Annotated in this window: 19 protein-coding genes; 8 read left to right on the forward strand and 11 right to left on the reverse strand. The window is 71.6% G+C overall.

Annotated features, from left to right (window positions below; all coding sequences use genetic code 11):
- Positions 1-21: 21 nt before the first annotated feature.
- Together HD596_RS29250 and HD596_RS29255 are read right to left on the reverse strand one after the other, a co-directional pair.
- The gene (locus HD596_RS29250; protein WP_313044967.1) at positions 22-675 is read right to left on the reverse strand and encodes a DsbA family oxidoreductase; all 654 of its coding nucleotides are present in this window, start codon (positions 673-675) and stop codon (positions 22-24) included.
- Positions 672-812 carry a hypothetical protein gene (locus HD596_RS29255; protein WP_185072510.1) on the reverse strand — a complete coding sequence of 47 codons (141 nt, stop codon included), beginning with the start codon at positions 810-812 and terminating at the stop codon, positions 672-674. The genes HD596_RS29250 and HD596_RS29255 overlap by 4 nt, the downstream gene beginning before the upstream one ends.
- A 123-nt stretch (positions 813-935) precedes the next feature.
- Between HD596_RS29255 and HD596_RS29260 the strand changes: the two genes are divergently transcribed.
- Positions 936-1,334, forward strand: coding sequence for a winged helix-turn-helix transcriptional regulator (locus tag HD596_RS29260; protein ID WP_185072511.1), 399 nt, complete (start codon positions 936-938; stop codon positions 1,332-1,334).
- Positions 1,335-1,340: 6 nt separating this feature from the next.
- On the opposite strand, the gene HD596_RS29265 is transcribed toward HD596_RS29260, so the two are convergent.
- From HD596_RS29265 to rfbB, 6 genes are read right to left on the reverse strand one after another with little or no spacing between them, the layout of a single operon-like run.
- Positions 1,341-2,009 (reverse strand): 4'-phosphopantetheinyl transferase family protein, encoded by a 669-nt coding sequence (locus tag HD596_RS29265; RefSeq protein ID WP_185072512.1) that lies wholly within the window; start codon positions 2,007-2,009, stop codon positions 1,341-1,343.
- Positions 2,006-2,833: a metallophosphoesterase family protein gene (locus tag HD596_RS29270; RefSeq protein WP_185072513.1), complete on the reverse strand. Its 828-nt coding sequence runs from the start codon at positions 2,831-2,833 to the stop codon at positions 2,006-2,008. Before HD596_RS29270 ends, HD596_RS29265 begins: the two co-directional genes overlap by 4 nt.
- Positions 2,830-3,570, reverse strand: a complete 741-nt coding sequence (locus tag HD596_RS29275; protein ID WP_185072514.1) for a thioesterase II family protein — start codon at positions 3,568-3,570, stop codon at positions 2,830-2,832. The genes HD596_RS29270 and HD596_RS29275 overlap by 4 nt, the downstream gene beginning before the upstream one ends.
- 43 nt (positions 3,571-3,613) lie before the next feature.
- On the reverse strand, positions 3,614-4,504 hold the full coding sequence (gene rfbA / locus HD596_RS29280; protein WP_185072515.1) for a glucose-1-phosphate thymidylyltransferase RfbA: 891 nt from the start codon (positions 4,502-4,504) through the stop codon (positions 3,614-3,616).
- A gap of 35 nt (positions 4,505-4,539) precedes the next feature.
- Positions 4,540-6,897, reverse strand: a complete 2,358-nt coding sequence (locus HD596_RS29285) for a penicillin acylase family protein (RefSeq protein ID WP_185072516.1) — start codon at positions 6,895-6,897, stop codon at positions 4,540-4,542.
- A 17-nt stretch (positions 6,898-6,914) separates the two neighbouring features.
- Complete coding sequence (rfbB, locus tag HD596_RS29290) at positions 6,915-7,898, reverse strand: dTDP-glucose 4,6-dehydratase (protein ID WP_185072517.1); 984 nt, start codon at positions 7,896-7,898, stop codon at positions 6,915-6,917.
- 390 nt (positions 7,899-8,288) lie between these two features.
- Between rfbB and HD596_RS29295 the strand changes: the two genes are divergently transcribed.
- The 6 genes from HD596_RS29295 to HD596_RS29320 are packed head-to-tail and all read left to right on the forward strand — an operon-like array spanning position 8,289 to position 14,347.
- Complete coding sequence (locus HD596_RS29295; protein ID WP_221520775.1) at positions 8,289-9,716, forward strand: acyl-CoA carboxylase subunit beta; 1,428 nt, start codon at positions 8,289-8,291, stop codon at positions 9,714-9,716.
- A 33-nt stretch (positions 9,717-9,749) separates the two neighbouring features.
- On the forward strand, positions 9,750-10,769 hold the full coding sequence (locus HD596_RS29300) for a 3-oxoacyl-ACP synthase III family protein (protein WP_185072519.1): 1,020 nt from the start codon (positions 9,750-9,752) through the stop codon (positions 10,767-10,769).
- Entirely contained in the window at positions 10,769-11,629 is an 861-nt protein-coding gene (locus HD596_RS29305) for a 3-hydroxybutyryl-CoA dehydrogenase (protein WP_185072520.1), read from the forward strand. Before HD596_RS29300 ends, HD596_RS29305 begins: the two co-directional genes overlap by 1 nt.
- Positions 11,630-11,662: 33 nt before the next feature.
- Entirely contained in the window at positions 11,663-12,271 is a 609-nt protein-coding gene (rfbC, locus tag HD596_RS29310) for a dTDP-4-dehydrorhamnose 3,5-epimerase (protein WP_185072521.1), read from the forward strand.
- Between the two features lie 31 nt (positions 12,272-12,302).
- Complete coding sequence (locus HD596_RS29315) at positions 12,303-13,415, forward strand: DegT/DnrJ/EryC1/StrS family aminotransferase (protein ID WP_185072522.1); 1,113 nt, start codon at positions 12,303-12,305, stop codon at positions 13,413-13,415.
- Positions 13,412-14,347 carry an ACP S-malonyltransferase gene (locus HD596_RS29320; protein WP_221519577.1) on the forward strand — a complete coding sequence of 312 codons (936 nt, stop codon included), beginning with the start codon at positions 13,412-13,414 and terminating at the stop codon, positions 14,345-14,347. The genes HD596_RS29315 and HD596_RS29320 overlap by 4 nt, the downstream gene beginning before the upstream one ends.
- A 60-nt stretch (positions 14,348-14,407) precedes the next feature.
- Here HD596_RS29320 and HD596_RS29325 read toward each other — a convergent pair whose 3' ends face one another.
- The gene (locus tag HD596_RS29325) at positions 14,408-14,656 is read right to left on the reverse strand and encodes an acyl carrier protein (RefSeq protein ID WP_185072523.1); all 249 of its coding nucleotides are present in this window, start codon (positions 14,654-14,656) and stop codon (positions 14,408-14,410) included.
- Positions 14,657-14,795: 139 nt separating this feature from the next.
- Here HD596_RS29325 and HD596_RS29330 point away from each other — a divergent pair, with 139 nt between their 5' ends.
- Positions 14,796-16,307: an AMP-binding protein gene (locus tag HD596_RS29330; RefSeq protein ID WP_185072524.1), complete on the forward strand. Its 1,512-nt coding sequence runs from the start codon at positions 14,796-14,798 to the stop codon at positions 16,305-16,307.
- 20 nt (positions 16,308-16,327) lie between these two features.
- Here HD596_RS29330 and HD596_RS29335 read toward each other — a convergent pair whose 3' ends face one another.
- Positions 16,328-17,290 carry an alpha/beta hydrolase gene (locus HD596_RS29335; protein ID WP_185072525.1) on the reverse strand — a complete coding sequence of 321 codons (963 nt, stop codon included), beginning with the start codon at positions 17,288-17,290 and terminating at the stop codon, positions 16,328-16,330.
- Between the two features lie 101 nt (positions 17,291-17,391).
- Entirely contained in the window at positions 17,392-18,153 is a 762-nt protein-coding gene (locus HD596_RS29340; RefSeq protein ID WP_185072526.1) for an SDR family NAD(P)-dependent oxidoreductase, read from the reverse strand.
- Positions 18,154-18,170: the final 17 nt, after the last annotated feature.

The following is an 18,170-nucleotide window of genomic DNA, read 5'->3' on the forward strand; positions in this document are numbered from 1 at the left end:
GCCAAGGACAGGTAAAGCGGGTCAGCGGGCCGCGGCGGAGTACGCCTGCTGGAGGGCGGACAGGAACACGTCGGCCGGCTGGGCGCCCGACACGCCCCAGGTGTTGTTGAGCACGAAGAACGGCACGCCGCCGGCGCCGAGCCGTTGCGCCTCGCGGACGTCCGCGGCCACCTCACCGGCGTACGCGTCGCCGCCGACGACCCGCCGCACCTCCTCGTCGGGGAGCCCGACCTCGGTGCCCAGGCGTACCAGGGTGTCGGGGTCGTCGACCGCCTCGCCCTCGACCAGGTGCGCGCGCAGCAGCCGCTCGTGCATCGGATCGTCCAGGCCGTGCTCGGCGGCCAGCTGGCCGAGCCGGTGCGCGTCCAGGGTGTTGACCGCCACCGCGCGGTCGAAGTCGTAGGCCAGGCCCTCGGCGGCGGCCAGCTCGGAGACGTGACCGGTCATCTGCCGTACCTGGGCCGCGGTGCCGCCGACCTTCTTGGCCAGCATGTCGTACACCGGCTCGCGGACGCCCTTGGGGTGCGACGGATCGAGCTGGAAGCTGTGCCAGCGCACCTGGACCTGGTCGGCGTGCTCGAACCTGCCGATGGCCGTCTCCAGGCGCCGCTTGCCGATGTAGCACCACGGGCAGACGACGTCGGACCACACGTCGATCCGTACCTTTGCGCTCACAGGTAGCACACCCCGTCCGTGCACACCGGCGCGGCATCGGTGCCGACGGGGATCAGCGTCGGGAGGCCGGCCGGTTGAGGGTCGGTCTGGTCGGTGCCGTCGACCGGCGCCGGCGTCTCGAAGGGGGAGACAGACATGGTCACTTCCTAATAGTTACTTCTTGTATGCAACCTAAGGATAGGTAACCCTAGAGGTAACCAGGAAGAAGGTACATTCATGTCAGTTACGCACATGCGTGTGCCCTGGAAGGGAGGACTCCGGTGTCAGGCCCGTACCTGAACGTCCCCGTGCCCGTCCCAGCGGACGGCGACTGCCCCATCCGCGAGGTCCTCGACATCGTGGCCGACAAGTGGAGCGTGCTGATCGTCGTGCTGCTCGGGCAGCGGATCCACCGCTTCAGCGAGCTGCACCGCTCGATCGAGGGCATCAGCCAGCGCATGCTCACCCTCACCCTGCGCACCCTCGTACGTGACGGCCTCGTGGCCCGGACCGCCTACGCGACCGTCCCGCCGCGCGTCGAGTACGAGCTGACCGAGCTCGGCCGCACCCTGCTCGACCCGCTGACCGCGCTCGACGCCTGGGCCCGCGAGCACCGCGACGACATCGTGGCCGCCCGCCGTAAGCATGACGCCCCGGAAGCGGAGGCCGCCCGGGGGTGAGGGCTCTCACCCGCTGGTGCTGCGGCCGTACAGGTCCGCCGGGCGCACGGTGATGGCCGTCACGAGCAGGCCGTCGGCGGCGAGCCAGCGGCCGGCGAAGCCGGTCAGCTCGCGCCCGAGCACCTGGGGGCCGGGGACGAGGAAGCGGGCCGTGAAGGTCCCCGTACGGGTGAGCGTGACGTGGGCCTCGTCGAAGTCCAGCCAGCGCCGCGTCAGCGGGAACCACGCCTTGTAGACCGCCTCCTTGGCGCAGAACAGCAGCCGGTCCCAGTGGACGCCGGGACCGAGCCGGGCCAGGGCGGCGCGCTCCCGGTCGAGGGCGATGGCCGGCAGGACGCCGTCGGGGAGCGGCTCGTGGGGCTCGGCGTCGATGCCGACGGTCAGCGCGTCCAGGGAGACCGCGGCCGCCCGGTATCCGGCGCAGTGCGTGATCGCCCCGGCCACCCCCGGCGGCCAGCCGGGAGCGCCGCGCTCGCCGGGCAGGATCGGCACCGCGGGCAGCCCGAGCCGGTCCAGGGCGCGGCGGGCGCAGTGGCGGGCCGTGGTGAACTCGCGGCGCCGCTTGTCCACCGCGCGCGCGATGACGGCCTCCTCCTCGGGGAAGAGGGTCGCGTCCGGCGGGTCCCCGAACGCCTCCTCGGCGGCCACCCACGGCGGCAGGATCTTCTCGATCATGGCACGGGCAGGATCTGGCGGAGCCGGCCGGGCGGGGTGGGGCGGGAGCGCCACTCGCGCGGGTAGCCCAGGGAGACCTCCTCGAAGCGGACGCCGTCGTGCCAGGTGGTGCGGGGGATGTGGAGATGGCCGTAGACGGCCGCGCAGGCGTTGAAGCGCAGGTGCCAGTCGGCGGTGCGCTCGGTGCCGCACCAGATCGCGAACTCCGGATGGCGCAGGACCAGAGTCGGCTCGCGGACCAGCGGATAGTGGTTGACCAGCACCGTCGGGACGCCCGGCGGGAGGGCGGCCAGGCGGCGTTCGGTCTCGGCGACCCTGGCGGCGCACCAGGCGTCGCGGGAGTCGTGCGGGTCCGGATGGAGGAGGAACTCGTCCGTGCAGACCACGTCCTTGGCGTACGCGAGCGCGAGGGCCTCTTCCTTCGTCTCGGCGTCGGGGGTGCGGAAGGTGTAGTCGTACAGGACGAACAGCGGGACGATCACGGCGGGGCCGCCGGGGCCCGTCCAGGTCGGGTACGGGTCCTCCGGCGTGACCACGCCCAGGCTGCGGCAGACCTTCACCAGGTGCTGGTAGCGCTCCTCCCCGCGCAGCTGGACCGGGTCGGAGGGATGCGTCCACATCTCGTGGTTGCCCGGCACCCACACCACCTTCGCGAAGCGGCGGCTGAGCAGGGTCAGGGCCCATTCGAGGCCGGCGACCTCCTCCGACACGTCCCCGGCCACCAGCAGCCAGTCCGAGGGGTCGCCGGGCCGCAGGTCCTCGAGGATGCGCCTGTTCTCCGCGTAGCCGATGTGCAGGTCGCTGATGGCCAGCAGCGCGGTCATGCGCGGATCGTCTCCAGGGACTTGAGGATCGTCTCGGCCACGGCGGCGTTGTGGTCGCGGACGAAGAAGTGGCCGCCGGACAGGACGTGCAGCTCGAAGCCGCCGCTGGTGTGCGCCTCCCACGCCTGCGCCTCGGCCAGGCTCGTCAGGGGGTCGGCGTCGCCGGTCAGCGCGACGATCGGGCAGCCCAGCGGCGCCCCGCCCGCGAACCGGTAGGTCTCGATCGCCCGGTAGTCGGCGCGGATCGTGGCCAGCACCATCGCCCGCAGCTCGGGGTCGTCCAGCACCGCCGCCTCGCTGCCGTTCAGCGCCTTCAGGTGCGCCACCAGCTCGTGGTCGTCGAGCAGGTGCATCATGTCGTGGCGGACCCGGCTGGGCGCGCGCCGCCCCGACACGAACAACGTCACAGGCCCGTGGTCGCCGAGGGCCAGGGCGGTCTCGAACGCGACGAGCGCCCCCATGCTGTGCCCGAAGAACGCCCGCGGCCGGCCGTCCCCGGGGCCCAGGACGTCGGCGATGCGGCCGGCCAGCAGCCGCAGGTCGTTGACCGGCGGCTCGTGGCGGCGCTCCTGCCTGCCGGGGTACTGGACGGCGACCAGCTCGGCGGCGGGCGCCAGCGCCGCCCCCAGGGGGTGGTAGAAACCGGCCGAGCCTCCGGCGTGCGGGAAACAGATCACCTGCGCGTCGCTGTGCGGCGACGGATGGGAGCGGTGCAGCCAGGGATTGGCTCTCGTCACGGCGTCTCTCCTTCGGTTCTGGGGGCCTTCAGCGCGGGGACACTCAGTTCGGGGACGGGGAGTCGCGGAACTCGGCGGCGACGGAACGGACGTAGCGGCCGTAGCTGGACGCGGAGAGCTCGCTGCCCAGCCGGTCACAGGCCTCGGCGTCGATGAAGCCCATCCGGAGCGCGATCTCCTCCACGCAGGCGATGCGCACCCCCTGCCGCTGCTCCAGCACCTGGACGTACTGGCTGGCCTGGAGGATGGACTCGGGTGTCCCGGCGTCCAGCCAGGCGAACCCGCGCCCGAGGTCGACGAGCCGGGCCTTCCCACGCTCCAGATAGGTACGGTTCACGTCGGTGATCTCCAGCTCGCCCCGGGCGGACGGCTGCAGGTTCTTGGCGATGTCCACCACGTCGTTGTCGTAGAGATACAGGCCGACGATGGCCCGGTTGGAGCGGGGGTTGGCGGGTTTCTCCTCGATGGAGATGAGCCGGCCGTCGGCGTCGGTCTCGCCGATCCCGTAGCGTTCGGGGTCGCTCACCGGATAGCCGAACAGCACGCAGCCGTCCACGTCGGACGTGCTCTGCTGGAGGATGTCGAAGAACGAGTGGCCGTGGAAGATGTTGTCACCGAGCACGAGGGCCACCGAGTCGTCGCCGATGTGGTCGGCCCCGATGATGAAGGCGTCCGCCAGGCCGACCGGCTGGGCCTGCTCGGCGTAGGTGATGTCGAGCCCCAGGTGCGACCCGTCGCGCAGCAGGCGGGTCAGCTGGGGCAGGTCCGTGGGGGTCGAGATGATCAGGATGTCGGTGATGTTCGCCAGCATGAGCGCCGACAGCGGGTAATAGATCATCGGCTTGTCGTTCACCGGGAGAAGCTGTTTCGAGACGGCCAGGGTCAGCGGGTAGAGCCGGGTCCCGTGACCGCCCGCCAGAATGATGCCCTTCATGTCTGATTCCTTCGATGAAAACTCGTAAACGGAGATCAATCAGTGGGGGTGAGGGTGATCCTGCTCGCGGCGTGCCGTTCCACCTGCGCGCGGCTGTAGAGAAGCGGGAAATACTCGCCCGACCTCCAGCGCTCCGCGAGGTCCCGGTAGTGCGGGCTGCGCGGGTCGCCGGACTGGCCGGGCGCGTTCACGGCGCGGGAGTTGTCCCACCGGCCGACGTCCAGCACCATCTTGAACGAGGCCCCCGACGACTGCTGGAAGGTGGCCGCGCTGTAGGCCGACGCGTCCACCGTGTACGCCGAGCCGCCCCGGGGGAAGGGGCCGACGTCGGCGCCGACGGGGCTGGTGAACGTGGTGTACTGCAGCGCCCCCCATCTCCACGTGCGCGGGTCGGCGCCGAGCCGCCCGGCGACCTCGCGGTAGGCGGCGGCCAGCGACGTGTCCAGCAGCTTGTCCCGCGCGGCCGTCCCGCCGGAGCCGAACCATCGCTCCGGGTTCTCCAGCGCGTCGACCAGCAGGCGGGCGTCGACGATGGGGATGGAGTCCGCCACCTCGGGCGGCAGCACGGCGCGGCGGAAGGCCGGCGCGAGATGGCGCGAGAACCACGGCTCGAACAGCGCCGCCTCCGGCGAGTCCGCGTCCGCGACCCCGTCGTAGGAGCGGAGCAGCCGCAGCGCCCGCGTGGTGTCCGGGTCCGTGCTCGTCAGGCCGTCGAGCACGCGCACGATCCGCCGCGCGGGCGTGGACACCTTGTCGGCCTGCAGGCGGATGGAGTCCTCGACCGTGCCGCGCGGGCTCGACGCGAGCACCTCGTCGATGCGCTGCCTGCGGTAGGGCGGGTCCCACTCGAACCCGAGCTCGTCGGGGTGGCCCGAGGGGAGGTTGAACTCGTTCGCCGAGGCGACGAACCCCTGCGGCGGATTGTAGGAGCGGGGCAGGCGGGCGCCGTCGAGGAAGCCGTCCCACTCGTAGCGGCCGTCGCCCGGGACGGGCAGCAGGCCGTCGTAGCCGTCGCGCTTGGGGGTCAGGGCGCCGGGCACCCAGCCGATGTTGCCCGAGACGTCGGCGTACACCTGGTTCTCGGGAGGGCCGCCCCAGGTGCGCATGGCCGCCGAGAACTCCGTGAAGTCGCGGGCCCCCATGTACGTCATGCTGCCGAAGTAGGGGGACGTGCCGGGCTCCAGCCAGGTGGTGCGCACGGCGTACGCGAGGTTGCGCTGCCGGTCGATCTTGATCACCGGGCCGTGCCTGGTGAAGGGGAGCTCCACGTCGACCGGCGCCGCGCCCGCGACCGGCACCCGCTCGGCCGTCGTCCTGAACCGCTCCCAGCCGCCGCCGTACCGGTACCTGCCCGGGTCGGCGGGGTCGAGCTCGTAGACGTAGAGGTCCTCCTGATCGGCGCCGAAGATGGTCAGGCCGAACGCGATGGTGCCGTTGTGCCCCATCGAGATCCCGGGCAGCGCGGGCTCGCCGGCCCCGATGACGTCGAGCCCGGGGGCCGACAGGTGGGCCATGTAGCGCAGCGAGGGCGCCGTCAGCGACCGGTGCGGGTCGCCGGCCAGGATGGGGCGGCCCGTGGCGGTGCGGCCCGGCGAGATCGCCCAGCTGTTGCTGCCACCGTTGCTGCCATTGGGGTCCGCGGGGGAGGCGGGGGCCGGGCGTAACGCGCCGTTCTCGAAGACCACGCCCCGCGTGGCCAGCTCGTACGTCCGCAGCACGTCCATGGGCACGGCGCAGGGGTCGAGCCCCTTGGGCACGGCGGCGTCACGCTCGGGCTCCAGCCGCCACAGCGCCGCGGACGCCTTGGCCCCGCCCGCGCAGACGACGAGCGAGCGCAGCACCTCGCTGTAGAGGTTCTTGCCGATGCCGTGGCTCCTGATCCGCACCACGTCCTCCGGCCGCCACAGCGCGGGCGCGTAGCCGAGCTGCCGGAACTCGGGCGGCAGCAGCTCCGGGTTGCGCCCGAGCCGGCGCACGTAGGCGTTGATGCCCTCGGTGAAGCGGGTCGCGGCCCGTTTCGCCGCCGGGCCGTAGCTCGCCCACTCCCGGTCCATGTCACCGCGGTAGAGGAACATCCGCGCCGCCTTGTCCTGCTCCACGTACGCAGGGCCGAACACCGAGGAGAGCTCTCCCAGGCCGCGCCGCCGCCACAGGTCGATCTGGAACAGCCGGTCCCTGGCGGCGTTGAAGCCCTGGGCGAGGAAGAGGTCGTCGGTGTCGCGGGCGTAGATGTGCGGCACGCCCCACCGGTCCACGATCAGCTCGACCGGCTGCTTGAGGCCGGGGATCCGCAGGGTCTCCGCCTCCTGCGGGCGGGCGGCGGCGGGCAGCGTCGTCAGGGCCAGGACGAGCCCGGCGGCCAGCGCCGTTCCGGCACGCAGGCGTCTCCTCATGGCACAGCACCTCTCGTTCAACGCGGCTCATATCCTTTGAGGGGCTTCCACCAGTCGCGGTGCTCCAGATACCAGCGCACCGTCTCCGCCAGCCCCTCGGTGAACGGGACGCGCGGCGCGTAGCCCAGCTCCTTCTGGATCTTGGTGATGTCCACCGAGTAGCGGAAGTCGTGGCCCTTGCGGTCCGCCACCGGCCGGACCATGGACCAGTCCATGCCCATGATGTCCAGCACGCGCCTGGTCAGCGTCAGGTTGCTCAGCTCGGTCCCGCCGCCGATGTTGTAGACCTCCCCGGCGCGGCCGGACTCCGCGACCAGCGCGATGCCGTCGCAGTGGTCGTTCACGTGCAGCCAGTCCCGGACGTTCGCGCCGTCGCCGTACAGGGGCACCTGCAGCCCGTCCGCCAGGTTGGTGACGAACAGCGGGATGACCTTCTCGGGAAACTGATACGGGCCGTAGTTGTTGGAGCATCGGGTCACGCACACGTCCAGCCCGTGCGTCCGGTGGTAGGCCAGGGCGAGCAGGTCGGAGGACGCCTTCGACGCCGAGTACGGGGAGTTCGGGCTGAGCGGATCGTCCTCCGAGAACGAACCCTCCGGCGTGGAGCCGTAGACCTCGTCCGTGGAGACGTGCACGAACCTGCCGACCCCGGCCTCCAGCGCGCACTGCAGCAGCGCGTGGGTGCCGAGCACGTTGGTCCTGACGAACTCCGCCGACCCCTCGATGGAGCGGTCGACATGCGATTCGGCGGCGAAATGGACGACCAGGTCCACCTTCTCCATCGCGTCCCGCACGAGCGGCACGCCGGCGATGTCCCCGTGGACGAACCGCAGCCGGGGGTCGTCGAGCACCTCGGCCAGATTCTCCAGGTTCCCCGCGTACGTCAGCTTGTCCAGCACCACGACCTCGGCCTCCGCCAGCGCCGGATAGTGCCCCTGGAACACCCTGTTGACGAAGTTCGACCCGATGAAACCGGCGCCACCCGTCACAAGAATGCGCATCCTCAGTCCTCTTCGTAGGCCCTGTCCGGTCCGCCCGGCGGCGACTTCCATGACAGGACGCGCGCGGCGGCGTCGGCCAGTGAATTCCGGATATTTAGGGGGGACCGGCACCGGAAAAAGCTCTTCGGTCCCGCCGCGCCGTACATTTAGGGGCCGTTTAGGGGCTGACGGTACGGCACCCGGTCGTGCCTGCCGAAACCCGGTAGGGGTGGGGATAAGGGTTGGTGTGGGAGGGGTGCCCATGTAGCGTTCTTGCTGATGAGACCGGCCGAATTCAGCGCCGTCTCGGAAAATCGGTCGCACCCGTGCCCACGGCTTGTGAGAGGTGGCGAACGTGCGAGAAAAGACCTCCTTTTCGGAATCAAATCTTTTTGAGGGCGGACGACGTTGCTGACTATCAGCCCCACCGGCTCCCCTGTCGTTCAGGAGGAGCGCGAGCGCGATTTCCGTGAACCCGCCGTCCGCCTGGCCCGGCTGCTCGACGCCGGCTCCGTCGTGCCGCTGCACGACCCGGACGACAGCGGGGTGACCGCGGTGCGCGGGCGCGTCGCGGGACGGGACGTGATCGCCTACTGCACCGACGCCCTCAACATGGGCGGCGCGATGGGCGCGGAGGGCTGCCGCTGGGTCGTGGCCGCCATCGACGCGGCCGTGCTCGAAGGCGTTCCCGTGATCGGCCTGTGGCACTCCGGCGGGGCCCGGCTGGCCGACGGCGTCGAGTCGATGGACGGCGTCGGGAAGGTGTTCCGGGCGATGACCCGGGCCTCCGGCCGGGTGCCCCAGATCTCGGTCGTCCTCGGACCGGCCGCCGGAGCCGCCGCCTACGGGCCCGCGCTGACGGACGTCGTGATCATGTCGCCGGCCGCCCGCATGTTCGTGACCGGCCCCGACGTCGTACGCACCGTCACGGGCGAGCAGGTCGACATGGAGTCCCTCGGCGGCCCCGGCGCCCACGGCCGCAAGTCGGGCGTGGCCCACGTGGCCGTCGAGAGCGAGGCGGAGGCGTACCAGACGGCACGGCGCTTCACCGAGCTCTTCAACGGGCCGCGCACCTTCGACCCGGACCTGGTGAAGGACGGCGACGACCTCGGGGTGCTGCTGCCGGAGAACCCGCGCCGCGCCTACGACGTGCGGCCCCTGGTCCGCGAGCTCCTCGACGGCGGCGCGTTCGAGGAGCTGCAGCCGCGCTGGGCGGCCAACGTCGTCATCGGCCTCGGCCGGCTCGCCGGCGGGACCGTGGGCGTCATCGCCAACAACCCCCTGCGCAAGGGCGGCTGCCTCGACTCGCTCAGCGCCGAGAAGGCCTCCCGGTTCGTCCGCATGTGCGATGCGTTCGGCATCCCGCTGGTCGTGCTCGTGGACGTGCCCGGCTACCTGCCCGGCGTCGGCCAGGAGTGGGACGGCGTGATCCGGCGCGGCGCCAAGCTCCTGCACGCGTTCGCCGAGGCCGTCGTGCCCAGGGTCACGCTCGTCACGCGCAAGTCGTACGGCGGCGCGTACATCGCGATGAACTCCCGCTGCCTCGGGGCGACGGCGGTCTTCGCCTGGCCCCAGGCCGAGGTCGCGGTGATGAGCGCGGAGGCCGCCGTGGGCGTCCTGCACCGCAAGCGGCTGGCCGCCACCCCCGACGAGGACCGCGAGGCGCTGCGGCTGAGCCTCGTCGAGGAGCAGATCCGCACGGCCGGCGGCGTGGGCCGGGCCCTGGCGCTGGGCGTGGTGGACGAGGTGGTCGAGCCCGCGCACACCCGGCGGAGGATCGCCGAGGCCCTGGCCACGGCGCCGGCGCGGCGCGGCGACCACGGCAACATCCCCCTCTGACGGCGCCCTACTGATGGGAAAGGCGTACTGGCAGTGGCCAAGCAATCAACGGGAATCCTGGGAACGGGTTCCTACCTGCCCAAGGAAGAGGTCGCCAACGAGGAGGTGGCGGCCAAGGCCGGCGTGACCGCGGAGTGGATCCTGCGCAAGACCCACATCTCCGCCCGCCGCCATGCCGCTCCCGACGAGGCCACCTCCGACCTCGCCGTCCGGGCCGCCAGGAACGCGCTGAGCCAGGCCCGCGTCGACATCGACCAGATCGGCTACATCATCGTCTCCACCTCGACCGGCGACTCGCCCCAGCCTCCGACCTCCTGCCTGGTCCAGGACGCGCTCGGCGGGCGCGGCGCCGCCTGCTTCGACATCAACGTCGTCTGCAGCGGTTTCGTGTACGCGCTGGCGCTGGCCGACAGCCTCGTCGCGCTCCGCCCCGACACCTACGCGCTGGTGGTGGCCGCGGACGTGTACTCGCGCATCCTCGACGCCACCGACCGCCGCACGGCCGTGCTCTTCGGGGACGGCGCCGGCGCGGCCGTCGTCGGCCCGGTGCCGGAACACTCCGGGATCATCGGCTTCGACCTGACCAGCGACGGCACGGCCAGCCAGCTCATCCGGGTCGACGCCGGCGGCAGCAGGCTGCCCGCCTCCCACGAGACGGTCGAGGCCGGCGACCACTTCTTCCGCATGGACGGCCGCGGGGTCAGGAACTTCGTGATGGAGCACGTGCCGCCCGTCCTGGAGGGCCTGGTGAGCCGCGCGGGGTTCCGGCCGCACGAGGTCGACGTCTTCGTGCCGCACCAGGCCAACGGGGTCATGGTCACCGAACTGGTCGAACGCGTCGGCCTCACCGGCGCGCGCACCGCCCGGACGCTGGAGCGGTACGGAAACGTGGGCAGCGCCTCGGTCCCCGTGGCGCTCGACGAGGCGAACCGGTCGGGCCTCATCAAGGACGGCGATCTCGTCCTGCTCGCCGGGTTCGGCGGCGGCATGTCCATCGGGGCGTGCCTTCTTCACTGGTCGGCGCCGACGGTGCCGGTGTCACAGGAGGCGTGATGAGCGAGATGCGCAAGGTCGGCATCGTGGGGAGCGGGGTCATGGGCTCAGGCATCGCGGAGGCGTGCGCCCGCGCCGGGCTCGACGTGATCGTCGCCGTGTCCACGGAGGCGTCCCTCGCGCCCGCGCGGCGGCGCGTGACCGAGTGGCTCGACCGGGGCCTGCGCCGGGCCACGATCACCGAGGCCGAGCGGGACGCGGCGCTGGCCCGCGTCTCCTTCGTCACGGACCTCGCCGAGCTCGGCGACCGGCAGATCGTCTTCGAGGCCGTCCCCGAGAGCGAGTCGATCAAGCTCGACGTGCTGGGCGCGCTGGACAAGATCCTGGACGACCCGGACGCGATCCTCGCGTCGAACACCTCGTCCATCCCGATCATCCGGCTGGCGCGGGCCACCAGCCGGCCCGCCCAGGTGATCGGGGTGCACTTCTTCAATCCGGTGCCCGCGCTCCCGCTGGTGGAGCTCATCGGGTCGCTGCTGACGGCGGACGAGACGTACGCGCGGGCGGAGTCGTTCGTCGCCGGGACGCTCGGGAAACAGGTGATCAGGTCGCAGGACCGCGCCGGTTTCGTGGTCAACGCGCTGCTCATCCCGTTCCTGCTGTCGGCCGTGCGGATGGTGGAGAGCGGGTTCGCCCGCGCCGACGTCGTCGACCGGGGCATGGTGCTGGGCTGCTCCCACCCGATGGGCCCGCTGAAGCTGGCCGACCTGATCGGCCTGGACACGGTGGCCTCGATCGCGGAGGCCCTCTACGAGGAGTTCAAGGAGCCGCTCTACACGCCCCCGCCGCTGCTGCTGCGCATGGTCGAGGGCGGCCTCCTGGGCAAGAAGACCGGCCGCGGATTCTACGAATACGCCTAGCGGCCGGCGGACATCACAGAAAGGTTTTCGGACATGCAGATCCGCCAGCTCGGGGTGGACGGCGCGTTCCTGGTCGAGCCCAAGGTCTTCCACGACGACAGGGGGCTGTTCCTCGAGGCGTTCAGCCAGCCGGCGTTCCAGAAGGCGGTCGGCCACCAGCTCTCGGTCGCCCAGGTCAACTGCTCGGTGTCGCGGCGCGGGACCATCCGCGGCCTGCACGCCACCGCGCTGCCGGGCCAGGCCCGCTACATGACCTGCCCGCAGGGCGCCATCATCGACATCCTGGTCGACATCCGGGTCGGCTCGCCCACCTACGGCGAGCACGTCGCGGTCGAGCTGAGCGCGGAGAACCGCCACGCGCTCTACCTGGCCGAAGGGCTCGCCCACGGGTTCGCGCCGCTGACGGACCAAGCCACGGTCGTCTACCTGTGCTCCAGCACGTGGTCGCCCGACACGTCGATCCAGATCGACCCCCTGGACCCGGAGCTGGCCCTGCCCTGGCCGCCCAAGCGCGACCTGCTGTCGGAGAAGGACCTCGCCGCCCCGTCCCTGCGCGAGGCCGAGAAGCTCGGACTGCTGCCGGACTACTCCGCCTGCCGCGCCCGCTACGCCGAACTCGAGGACCCCGCCCTCGTCGGCTGACGACGGGCGAGACAGGCAAGGAGCACAGCCAATGATCCCGTTGTTCAAGGTGCCGATGTCCGACGAGGCGCCGGCCGCCGTCGCCGAGGTGGTCGGCAGCGGCCAGATCGGCCAGGGGGCCAAGGTCGTCGAGTTCGAGGAGGCGCTGGCCGCCAGGATCGGCAACCCCAGGGTGGCCACCGTCAACAGCGCCACCGCCGGGCTCCAGCTCGCGCTGCGCCTGGTCGCCGGCGACGACGACGGCCAGGGCGAGGTGCTGTCCACGCCGCTGACCATGGAGGCCACCAACTGGGCGATCCTGGCCAACCGGCTGCGGATCAAGTGGGTGGACGTCGACCCGGCCACCCTCAACGTCGACCTCGACGACCTGGCCAGGAAGATCACGCCCAGGACCCGCGCCATCATGGTCGTGCACTTCGCCGGATACCCGGTGGACCTCGACCGGCTGGCCGCCATCCTCGACGACGCCGAGGCCGCGTTCGGCTCCCGGATCACCGTGATCGAGGACTGCGCGCACGCCTGGGGCGCCACCTACCGCGGCGCGCCGATCGGCACCCACGGCAACATCTCCGTCTTCAGCTTCCAGGCCATCAAGCACCTCACCACCGGCGACGGCGGCGCGCTCGCGCTGCCCACCGACGAGCTGCACGAGCGGGCCAGGCTGCTGCGCTGGTTCGGCATCGACCGCAGCGCCGACCGGCTGCGCAACCCGCCCGACGTGCCCGAGTGGGGCTACAAGTTCCACATGACCGACATCAACGCCTCGATCGGGCTGGCCAACCTGGCCAAGGCGGACGAGGTGGTGGCCAGGCACCGCGACAACGCCGCCTTCTACGACCGGGAGCTCGCCGGCGTGCCCGGGCTGGAGCTGACCGAACGCGCTGGCGACCGCCAGTCCTCCTTCTGGATCTACCCGATGAAGGTGGACGACCGGGACGGGTTCCTCAAGCGCATGGACGCGGCCGGGATCATGGCCAGCAACGTGCACGAGCGCAACGACCTGCACACGTGCGTGCGCGAGTACGCCGCCCTGCTCCCCGGCCTGGAGCGGGTCGCCAGGCGCGTGGTGTGCGTGCCGGTGGGCTGGTGGGTCACCGACGAGCAGCGCGGCCACATCGTGGACACCATCAAGGAGGGCTGGTGACCTCGCCGCGGACCGCGATCGTCTTCCCCGGGATGGGCCCGGTCGCCTTCGCCGACGTCGCCGACTTCATGCGGGGCGATCCCGCGGCGCGGCGGCTGATCGCCGCCGCCGACGACGTCCTCGGCTACTCGCTGGTGGACCGCTTCCAGGAGTCCCGGAGCGACTACAGCGAGGCCGCCCAGGTGGCGTTCATGGTGAACTGCGTGGCCCTCGCGGACTGGGCCGAGCGGACCCTGGGCGTGGAGCCGTCGGTGTGCGTCGGCCCGAGCTTCGGCGGCAAGGCGGCCGCCGCGTACTCGGGCGCCCTGTCCTTCGAGGACGCCGTGCGCATGACGGCCGGCCTGGCCCGCTGCACCGACGACTACTTCGCCCACGAGCACCGGGACATCGTCACCCACTCCTTCGTGCGCACCCCCGAGCCCGCGCTGCGGGAGGTGCTGGCCGAGCTGGACGAGCGCGGCGAGTGGTACGACCTGTCCTGCTACATCGACCACGACTTCTACATGCTCTCCCTGGCCGAGCGGCAGGTGGAGTGGCTGCAGCAGCGGGTACGCGCCATCGGCGGGCTCCCGCTGTACACGATGCGCCCGCCGATGCACTCGGCCGCCTTCCGGCCGCTGCGGCGGCGGGCCGAGGAGGAGGTCTTCGACGGCCTCCGGTTCGCCGACCCGAGGCTGCCGGTGGTGGACGACCACGACGGCGCCCTGCTGACGACCGGGGACGGCGTGCGGACGATGCTGCTCGACGGCTTCGTACGGCCCCTGCGCTGGCCCGAGGTGGTGGCGGCGCTGCGGCGCCTGGAGGTGGCCAGGGTGTGCGTCTCCGGCCCGGACAGCCTGTTCGGCCGGGTGGCGGTCACCAGGGAGAGCTTCGCGGTGACACCGGTGAACCCGAGACTGGCGATGATGCCCCGCCCGGCTCCGGTGGCGTAGCCCGGCATGCGACGAGGCCACGGCTCACCTGGTGATGAGCGCGTGGCCTCGTCGCGGGCGTCAGCCGGCGGTCTCGGAAATCCGGCCCAGCGTGTTCCACAGGACGGCGGGGGTCTGGAAGGTCTCGGGGGTCAGCGCGTCGTCCCGGAATCGCACCCCGTACGTGTCCTCCAGGTCGCCCAGCAATTGCACGATGCCGAGCGAGTCGAGGCCGAAGTCCAGCAGCGCGACATCCTCCCGGAGTTTCTCGTCGGCCGGGAGAAAAGGCAGGTGCTGGCGCAGGATCTCCTCGAAGCGGTTGTCCCACATGGCGCGCGGATTCCTTTCTCAATCGAATTATCTGGACCTGACGTTATAGCGCGGAATCCCTGATGTCCACGGATTTGACAGAAGAATCTGATAAACATATTCCGGGCGGTCGCCCGGAATAATTGTGGCCGGAGGAACAATGACCGGAGAATGCAGCCCCGCCCTCTATGAATTCTTTCTGCGCGGTCTGGCGAAGTCGCCCGGCCGGGCGGCGTTCCGGGCCGGCGCGGACACCTTGACCTACGACCAGGTCCACCGGCTGGCCCTGCTGTGGGGCGGCGCGCTGCTGCGCACGTCGCCCACCGCCGTCGGGGTGCTCGCCGCCAAGGGGACCGTCTCCTACGTCGGGATCCTCGCCGGCCTCTTCGCCGGGGTGACCGTCGTGCCGCTGCAGCCGGACTTCCCGGCCGCGCGCACCAGGCAGATGATCGAGGCGGCCGGGGTGTCGGCGCTCGTCGTCGACGAACGCGGGCAGAAGATCGCCGAGGAGCTGCGGGGCCAGGGCATGGACCTCGCCGTCCTCGCGCCCGAGGCCGACCCGATGGACCCCGGGCTCGCCCTCCCACGGCCCCGGCCGGTTGATGCCGGCGACATCGCGTACGTGCTGTTCACCTCGGGTTCCACCGGGACGCCCAAGGGCGTGCCGATCACCCATGGCAACACCGCCCACTACTTCCGGTTCCTGGCCGGTCGGTACGACTTCACCAGCGACGACGTCTTCTCCCAGACGTTCGACCTGACCTTCGACTGCGCCATGTTCGACCTGTTCTGCGCCTGGGGGGCCGGGGCGACGTCCGTGGCCGTGCCGCCGCACGCGTACCGGAACCTGCCGCGCTTCCTCGCCGAGCAGGGGATCACGGTGTGGTTCTCCACCCCCAGCGCCATCTCGATGGTGCGCAGGACCGGTGGTCTCGGCGCCGCCGCCATGCCGTTCCTGCGCTGGAGCTTCTTCGCCGGAGAGGCGCTGAAGGTCGCGGACGCCACCGACTGGCAGCGGGCCGCCCCCGCCTCCGTCCTGGAGAACCTGTACGGCCCGACCGAGCTGACCATCACCATCGTCGGTCACCGCTGGTCCCAGGAGACCTCGCCCGGGCTGGGCGTCAACGGCCTGTCGCCGATCGGGTACGTCAACGACGGCCACGACCACCTGCTGCTCGACGACGAGGGACGGCCGACCGACACCGAGGGCGAGCTGTGGATCACCGGCCCGCAGACCACCCCCGGATACCTCGACCCCGAGCAGAACCACGGCCGGTTCGTCGAGCGCGACGGCCGCCTCTGGTACAACACCGGCGACCGCGTCCGGCGCGCCGCCAACGGCGAGCTCGTCTATCTCGGCCGGGGCGACGCCCAGGTCCAGGTGCAGGGCTGGCGCGTCGAGCTGGCCGAGATCGACCACGCCGTACGCGGCTGCGACGGCGTCGAGGACGCGGTGACGGTGAGCACCACGGCCGACGACGCCACCGCGCTCGTCGTGTTCTACACCGGAGCCCCCGCGCCGCCGGCCCGCTTCGCCGCCCAGCTCCGCAGGACGCTGCCGGCGGGCCTCATCCCCAGGCACTACCACCACCTGGACGAGCTGCCGCTGAACCCCAACCGCAAGGTCGACCGGGCCGGCCTGCGGGCCCGGGCCGCGGAGCTGGTCGGCTGAGCCGCGGACGCGGGGCTGGTTCAGCCCCGCATCCCGCGGCGCAGCGAGAAGATCATGTCCTCGCGCATCTTCTTCGTGATCTCGGCGTGCGCGATCACCGACGCGCCGTGGAAGGTCCCCGGATACAGTACGAGCTCCGTCGCGACCCCCGCCTGGACGAGCCGCTGGGCGTACTCGATGCCCTCGTCGCGCAGCGGGTCGAACTCGCACACCACCACCAGCGCCGGGGGCAGGCCGGTGAGGTCGCCGGCCCGCATGGGCGCCGCGTAGGGGGACACGTCCGGTCCTCCCGGAGCCGGGCCGTCCTTGAGGTAGTACCGCCACATGGCCTCGTTGTTGCGGCTGTTCCAGCTGGGCGTGTCGACGAAGTCCCGCATGGATCGCGTCGTCATCCGGTCGTCCAGCACCGGCACGTCCAGGAACTGGAAGCAGATCTCCGGGCCGCCGCGGTCGCGGGCGAGCAGCGAGACCGCCGCCGAGAGGTTCCCGCCGGCGCTGTCGCCGCCGACCGCGATCCGCCCGGGGTCCACGCCGAGCTCCCCGGCCGCGGCGTGCAACCACCTCAGCGACGCGTACGTGTCCTCCAGCGCTCCGGGGAACGGGGTGTCAGGGGAGAGCCGGTAGTCGACCGACACCACGACGGCGCCGACCCGGTCGGCGATCTCCGTGCACCGGGCGTCGAACACCACTAAGTCGGAGGCGACGAATCCGCCCCCGTGCAGGTAGAGGAGCGCCGGACGGGGGCGGTCCGCGGCGGGCGGCCGGTAGAGGCGTACCTTCACCGGTGGCGCGCCCTCGGGGCCGGGGATCTCGCGATCGCTGATGTCCACGGGCTGCTCGGGCGTGTAATGCGGGAGCTTGTCGTGGAAGGCCTGCTCTTCTTCGGGGGTGAGGGTGATCTCCCGGTTGACGACCTGGGAGAGTTCGACGTCGGGGATCATCGACGCCCACGGCGCGAGCTCTGAGTCGAGGTTGTAGCGCATGAGTTCATCCTCCGTGCCGGGGCGGGGCCGGGTCATCCGCCGAATGGCCGCGGCCGGGCGGGTGCGCCCGGCCGAACGGCGGTGTTCATGGGGTGGCGTTGCTACTGCGCGGTGGCGCCGCCGTCGATGGCCAGGGCCGCGCCGGTGATGAAGGCCGCGTCGTCGCTGAGGAGGAACGAGACGAGCGCGGCGATCTCGTCGGGACGCGCCGCCCGCCCCGAGGGGTTGGGCACCCGGGTCTCCAGCGGCCCGTCCAGCGGCGCTCCCAGCAGGTTGCGGAGCAGCGGGGTGTCGACGTTGCCGGTGACCAGCGCGTTGACCCGTAGGCCCCGCTCGGCGTTCTCCAGGGCGACGGCCCTGGTCAGGCCCACCACGCCGTGCTTGGCGGCCACGTACGGCGCCGCGCCCGGGATCCCGGCGCAGCCGTAGGTGGAGGCGTTCGTCACGATCGAGCCCCCACCCGTGGCCAGGATCGCCGGGACCTGGTGCTTGAGGCCGTAGAAGACGCTGGTGAGGTTCTGCTCCAGGTCCGCCCGCCAGTGGGCCTCGTCCACGTCGGACACCAACCCGGTCCCGTTCACGCCGCCGACGTTGTTGAACGCCCCGTCCAGCCGGCCGAACTCCGTGACCGCCGAGCGCACCACCCGTTCGGCGTCGGCCTCCACCGTGACGTCGGCCGGGACGAACAGCGCCCGGCCGCCCTTCGCCTGGATGTCGGCCGCCACCTGCGCGCCGACATCCTCGCGCCGGGCCGCGATCACCACGGCGCCGCCGTCGGCGGCGACCCGCTCCGCGACGGCCTTGCCGATGCCGGAAGTCCCTCCTGTGATCACGACGACCTTGGAAGCCAGGTCAGCAGCCACGTTTCATCCTCCGCAAG

Origin of the sequence: Nonomuraea jabiensis (assembly GCF_014204795.1) — a bacterium.
In the GTDB taxonomy this organism is placed as follows: Bacteria; Actinomycetota; Actinomycetes; order Streptosporangiales; family Streptosporangiaceae; genus Nonomuraea; species Nonomuraea jabiensis.

Bases quoted from the DNA above. Each gene is read 5' to 3' on its own strand.
- HD596_RS29255 (WP_185072510.1), bottom strand. From the start codon at position 812: ATGTCTGTCTCCCCCTTCGAGACGCCGGCGCCGGTCGACGGCACCGAC.
- HD596_RS29265 (WP_185072512.1), bottom strand. From the start codon at position 2,009: ATGATCGAGAAGATCCTGCCGCCGTGGGTGGCCGCCGAGGAGGCGTTC.
- HD596_RS29270 (WP_185072513.1), bottom strand. From the start codon at position 2,833: ATGACCGCGCTGCTGGCCATCAGCGACCTGCACATCGGCTACGCGGAG.
- rfbA (WP_185072515.1), bottom strand. From the start codon at position 4,504: ATGAAGGGCATCATTCTGGCGGGCGGTCACGGGACCCGGCTCTACCCG.
- HD596_RS29285 (WP_185072516.1), bottom strand. From the start codon at position 6,897: ATGAGGAGACGCCTGCGTGCCGGAACGGCGCTGGCCGCCGGGCTCGTC.
- rfbB (WP_185072517.1), bottom strand. From the start codon at position 7,898: ATGCGCATTCTTGTGACGGGTGGCGCCGGTTTCATCGGGTCGAACTTC.
- HD596_RS29305 (WP_185072520.1), top strand. From the start codon at position 10,769: ATGAGCGAGATGCGCAAGGTCGGCATCGTGGGGAGCGGGGTCATGGGC.
- rfbC (WP_185072521.1), top strand. From the start codon at position 11,663: ATGCAGATCCGCCAGCTCGGGGTGGACGGCGCGTTCCTGGTCGAGCCC.
- HD596_RS29315 (WP_185072522.1), top strand. From the start codon at position 12,303: ATGATCCCGTTGTTCAAGGTGCCGATGTCCGACGAGGCGCCGGCCGCC.
- HD596_RS29325 (WP_185072523.1), bottom strand. From the start codon at position 14,656: ATGTGGGACAACCGCTTCGAGGAGATCCTGCGCCAGCACCTGCCTTTT.
- HD596_RS29330 (WP_185072524.1), top strand. From the start codon at position 14,796: ATGACCGGAGAATGCAGCCCCGCCCTCTATGAATTCTTTCTGCGCGGT.
- HD596_RS29335 (WP_185072525.1), bottom strand. From the start codon at position 17,290: ATGCGCTACAACCTCGACTCAGAGCTCGCGCCGTGGGCGTCGATGATC.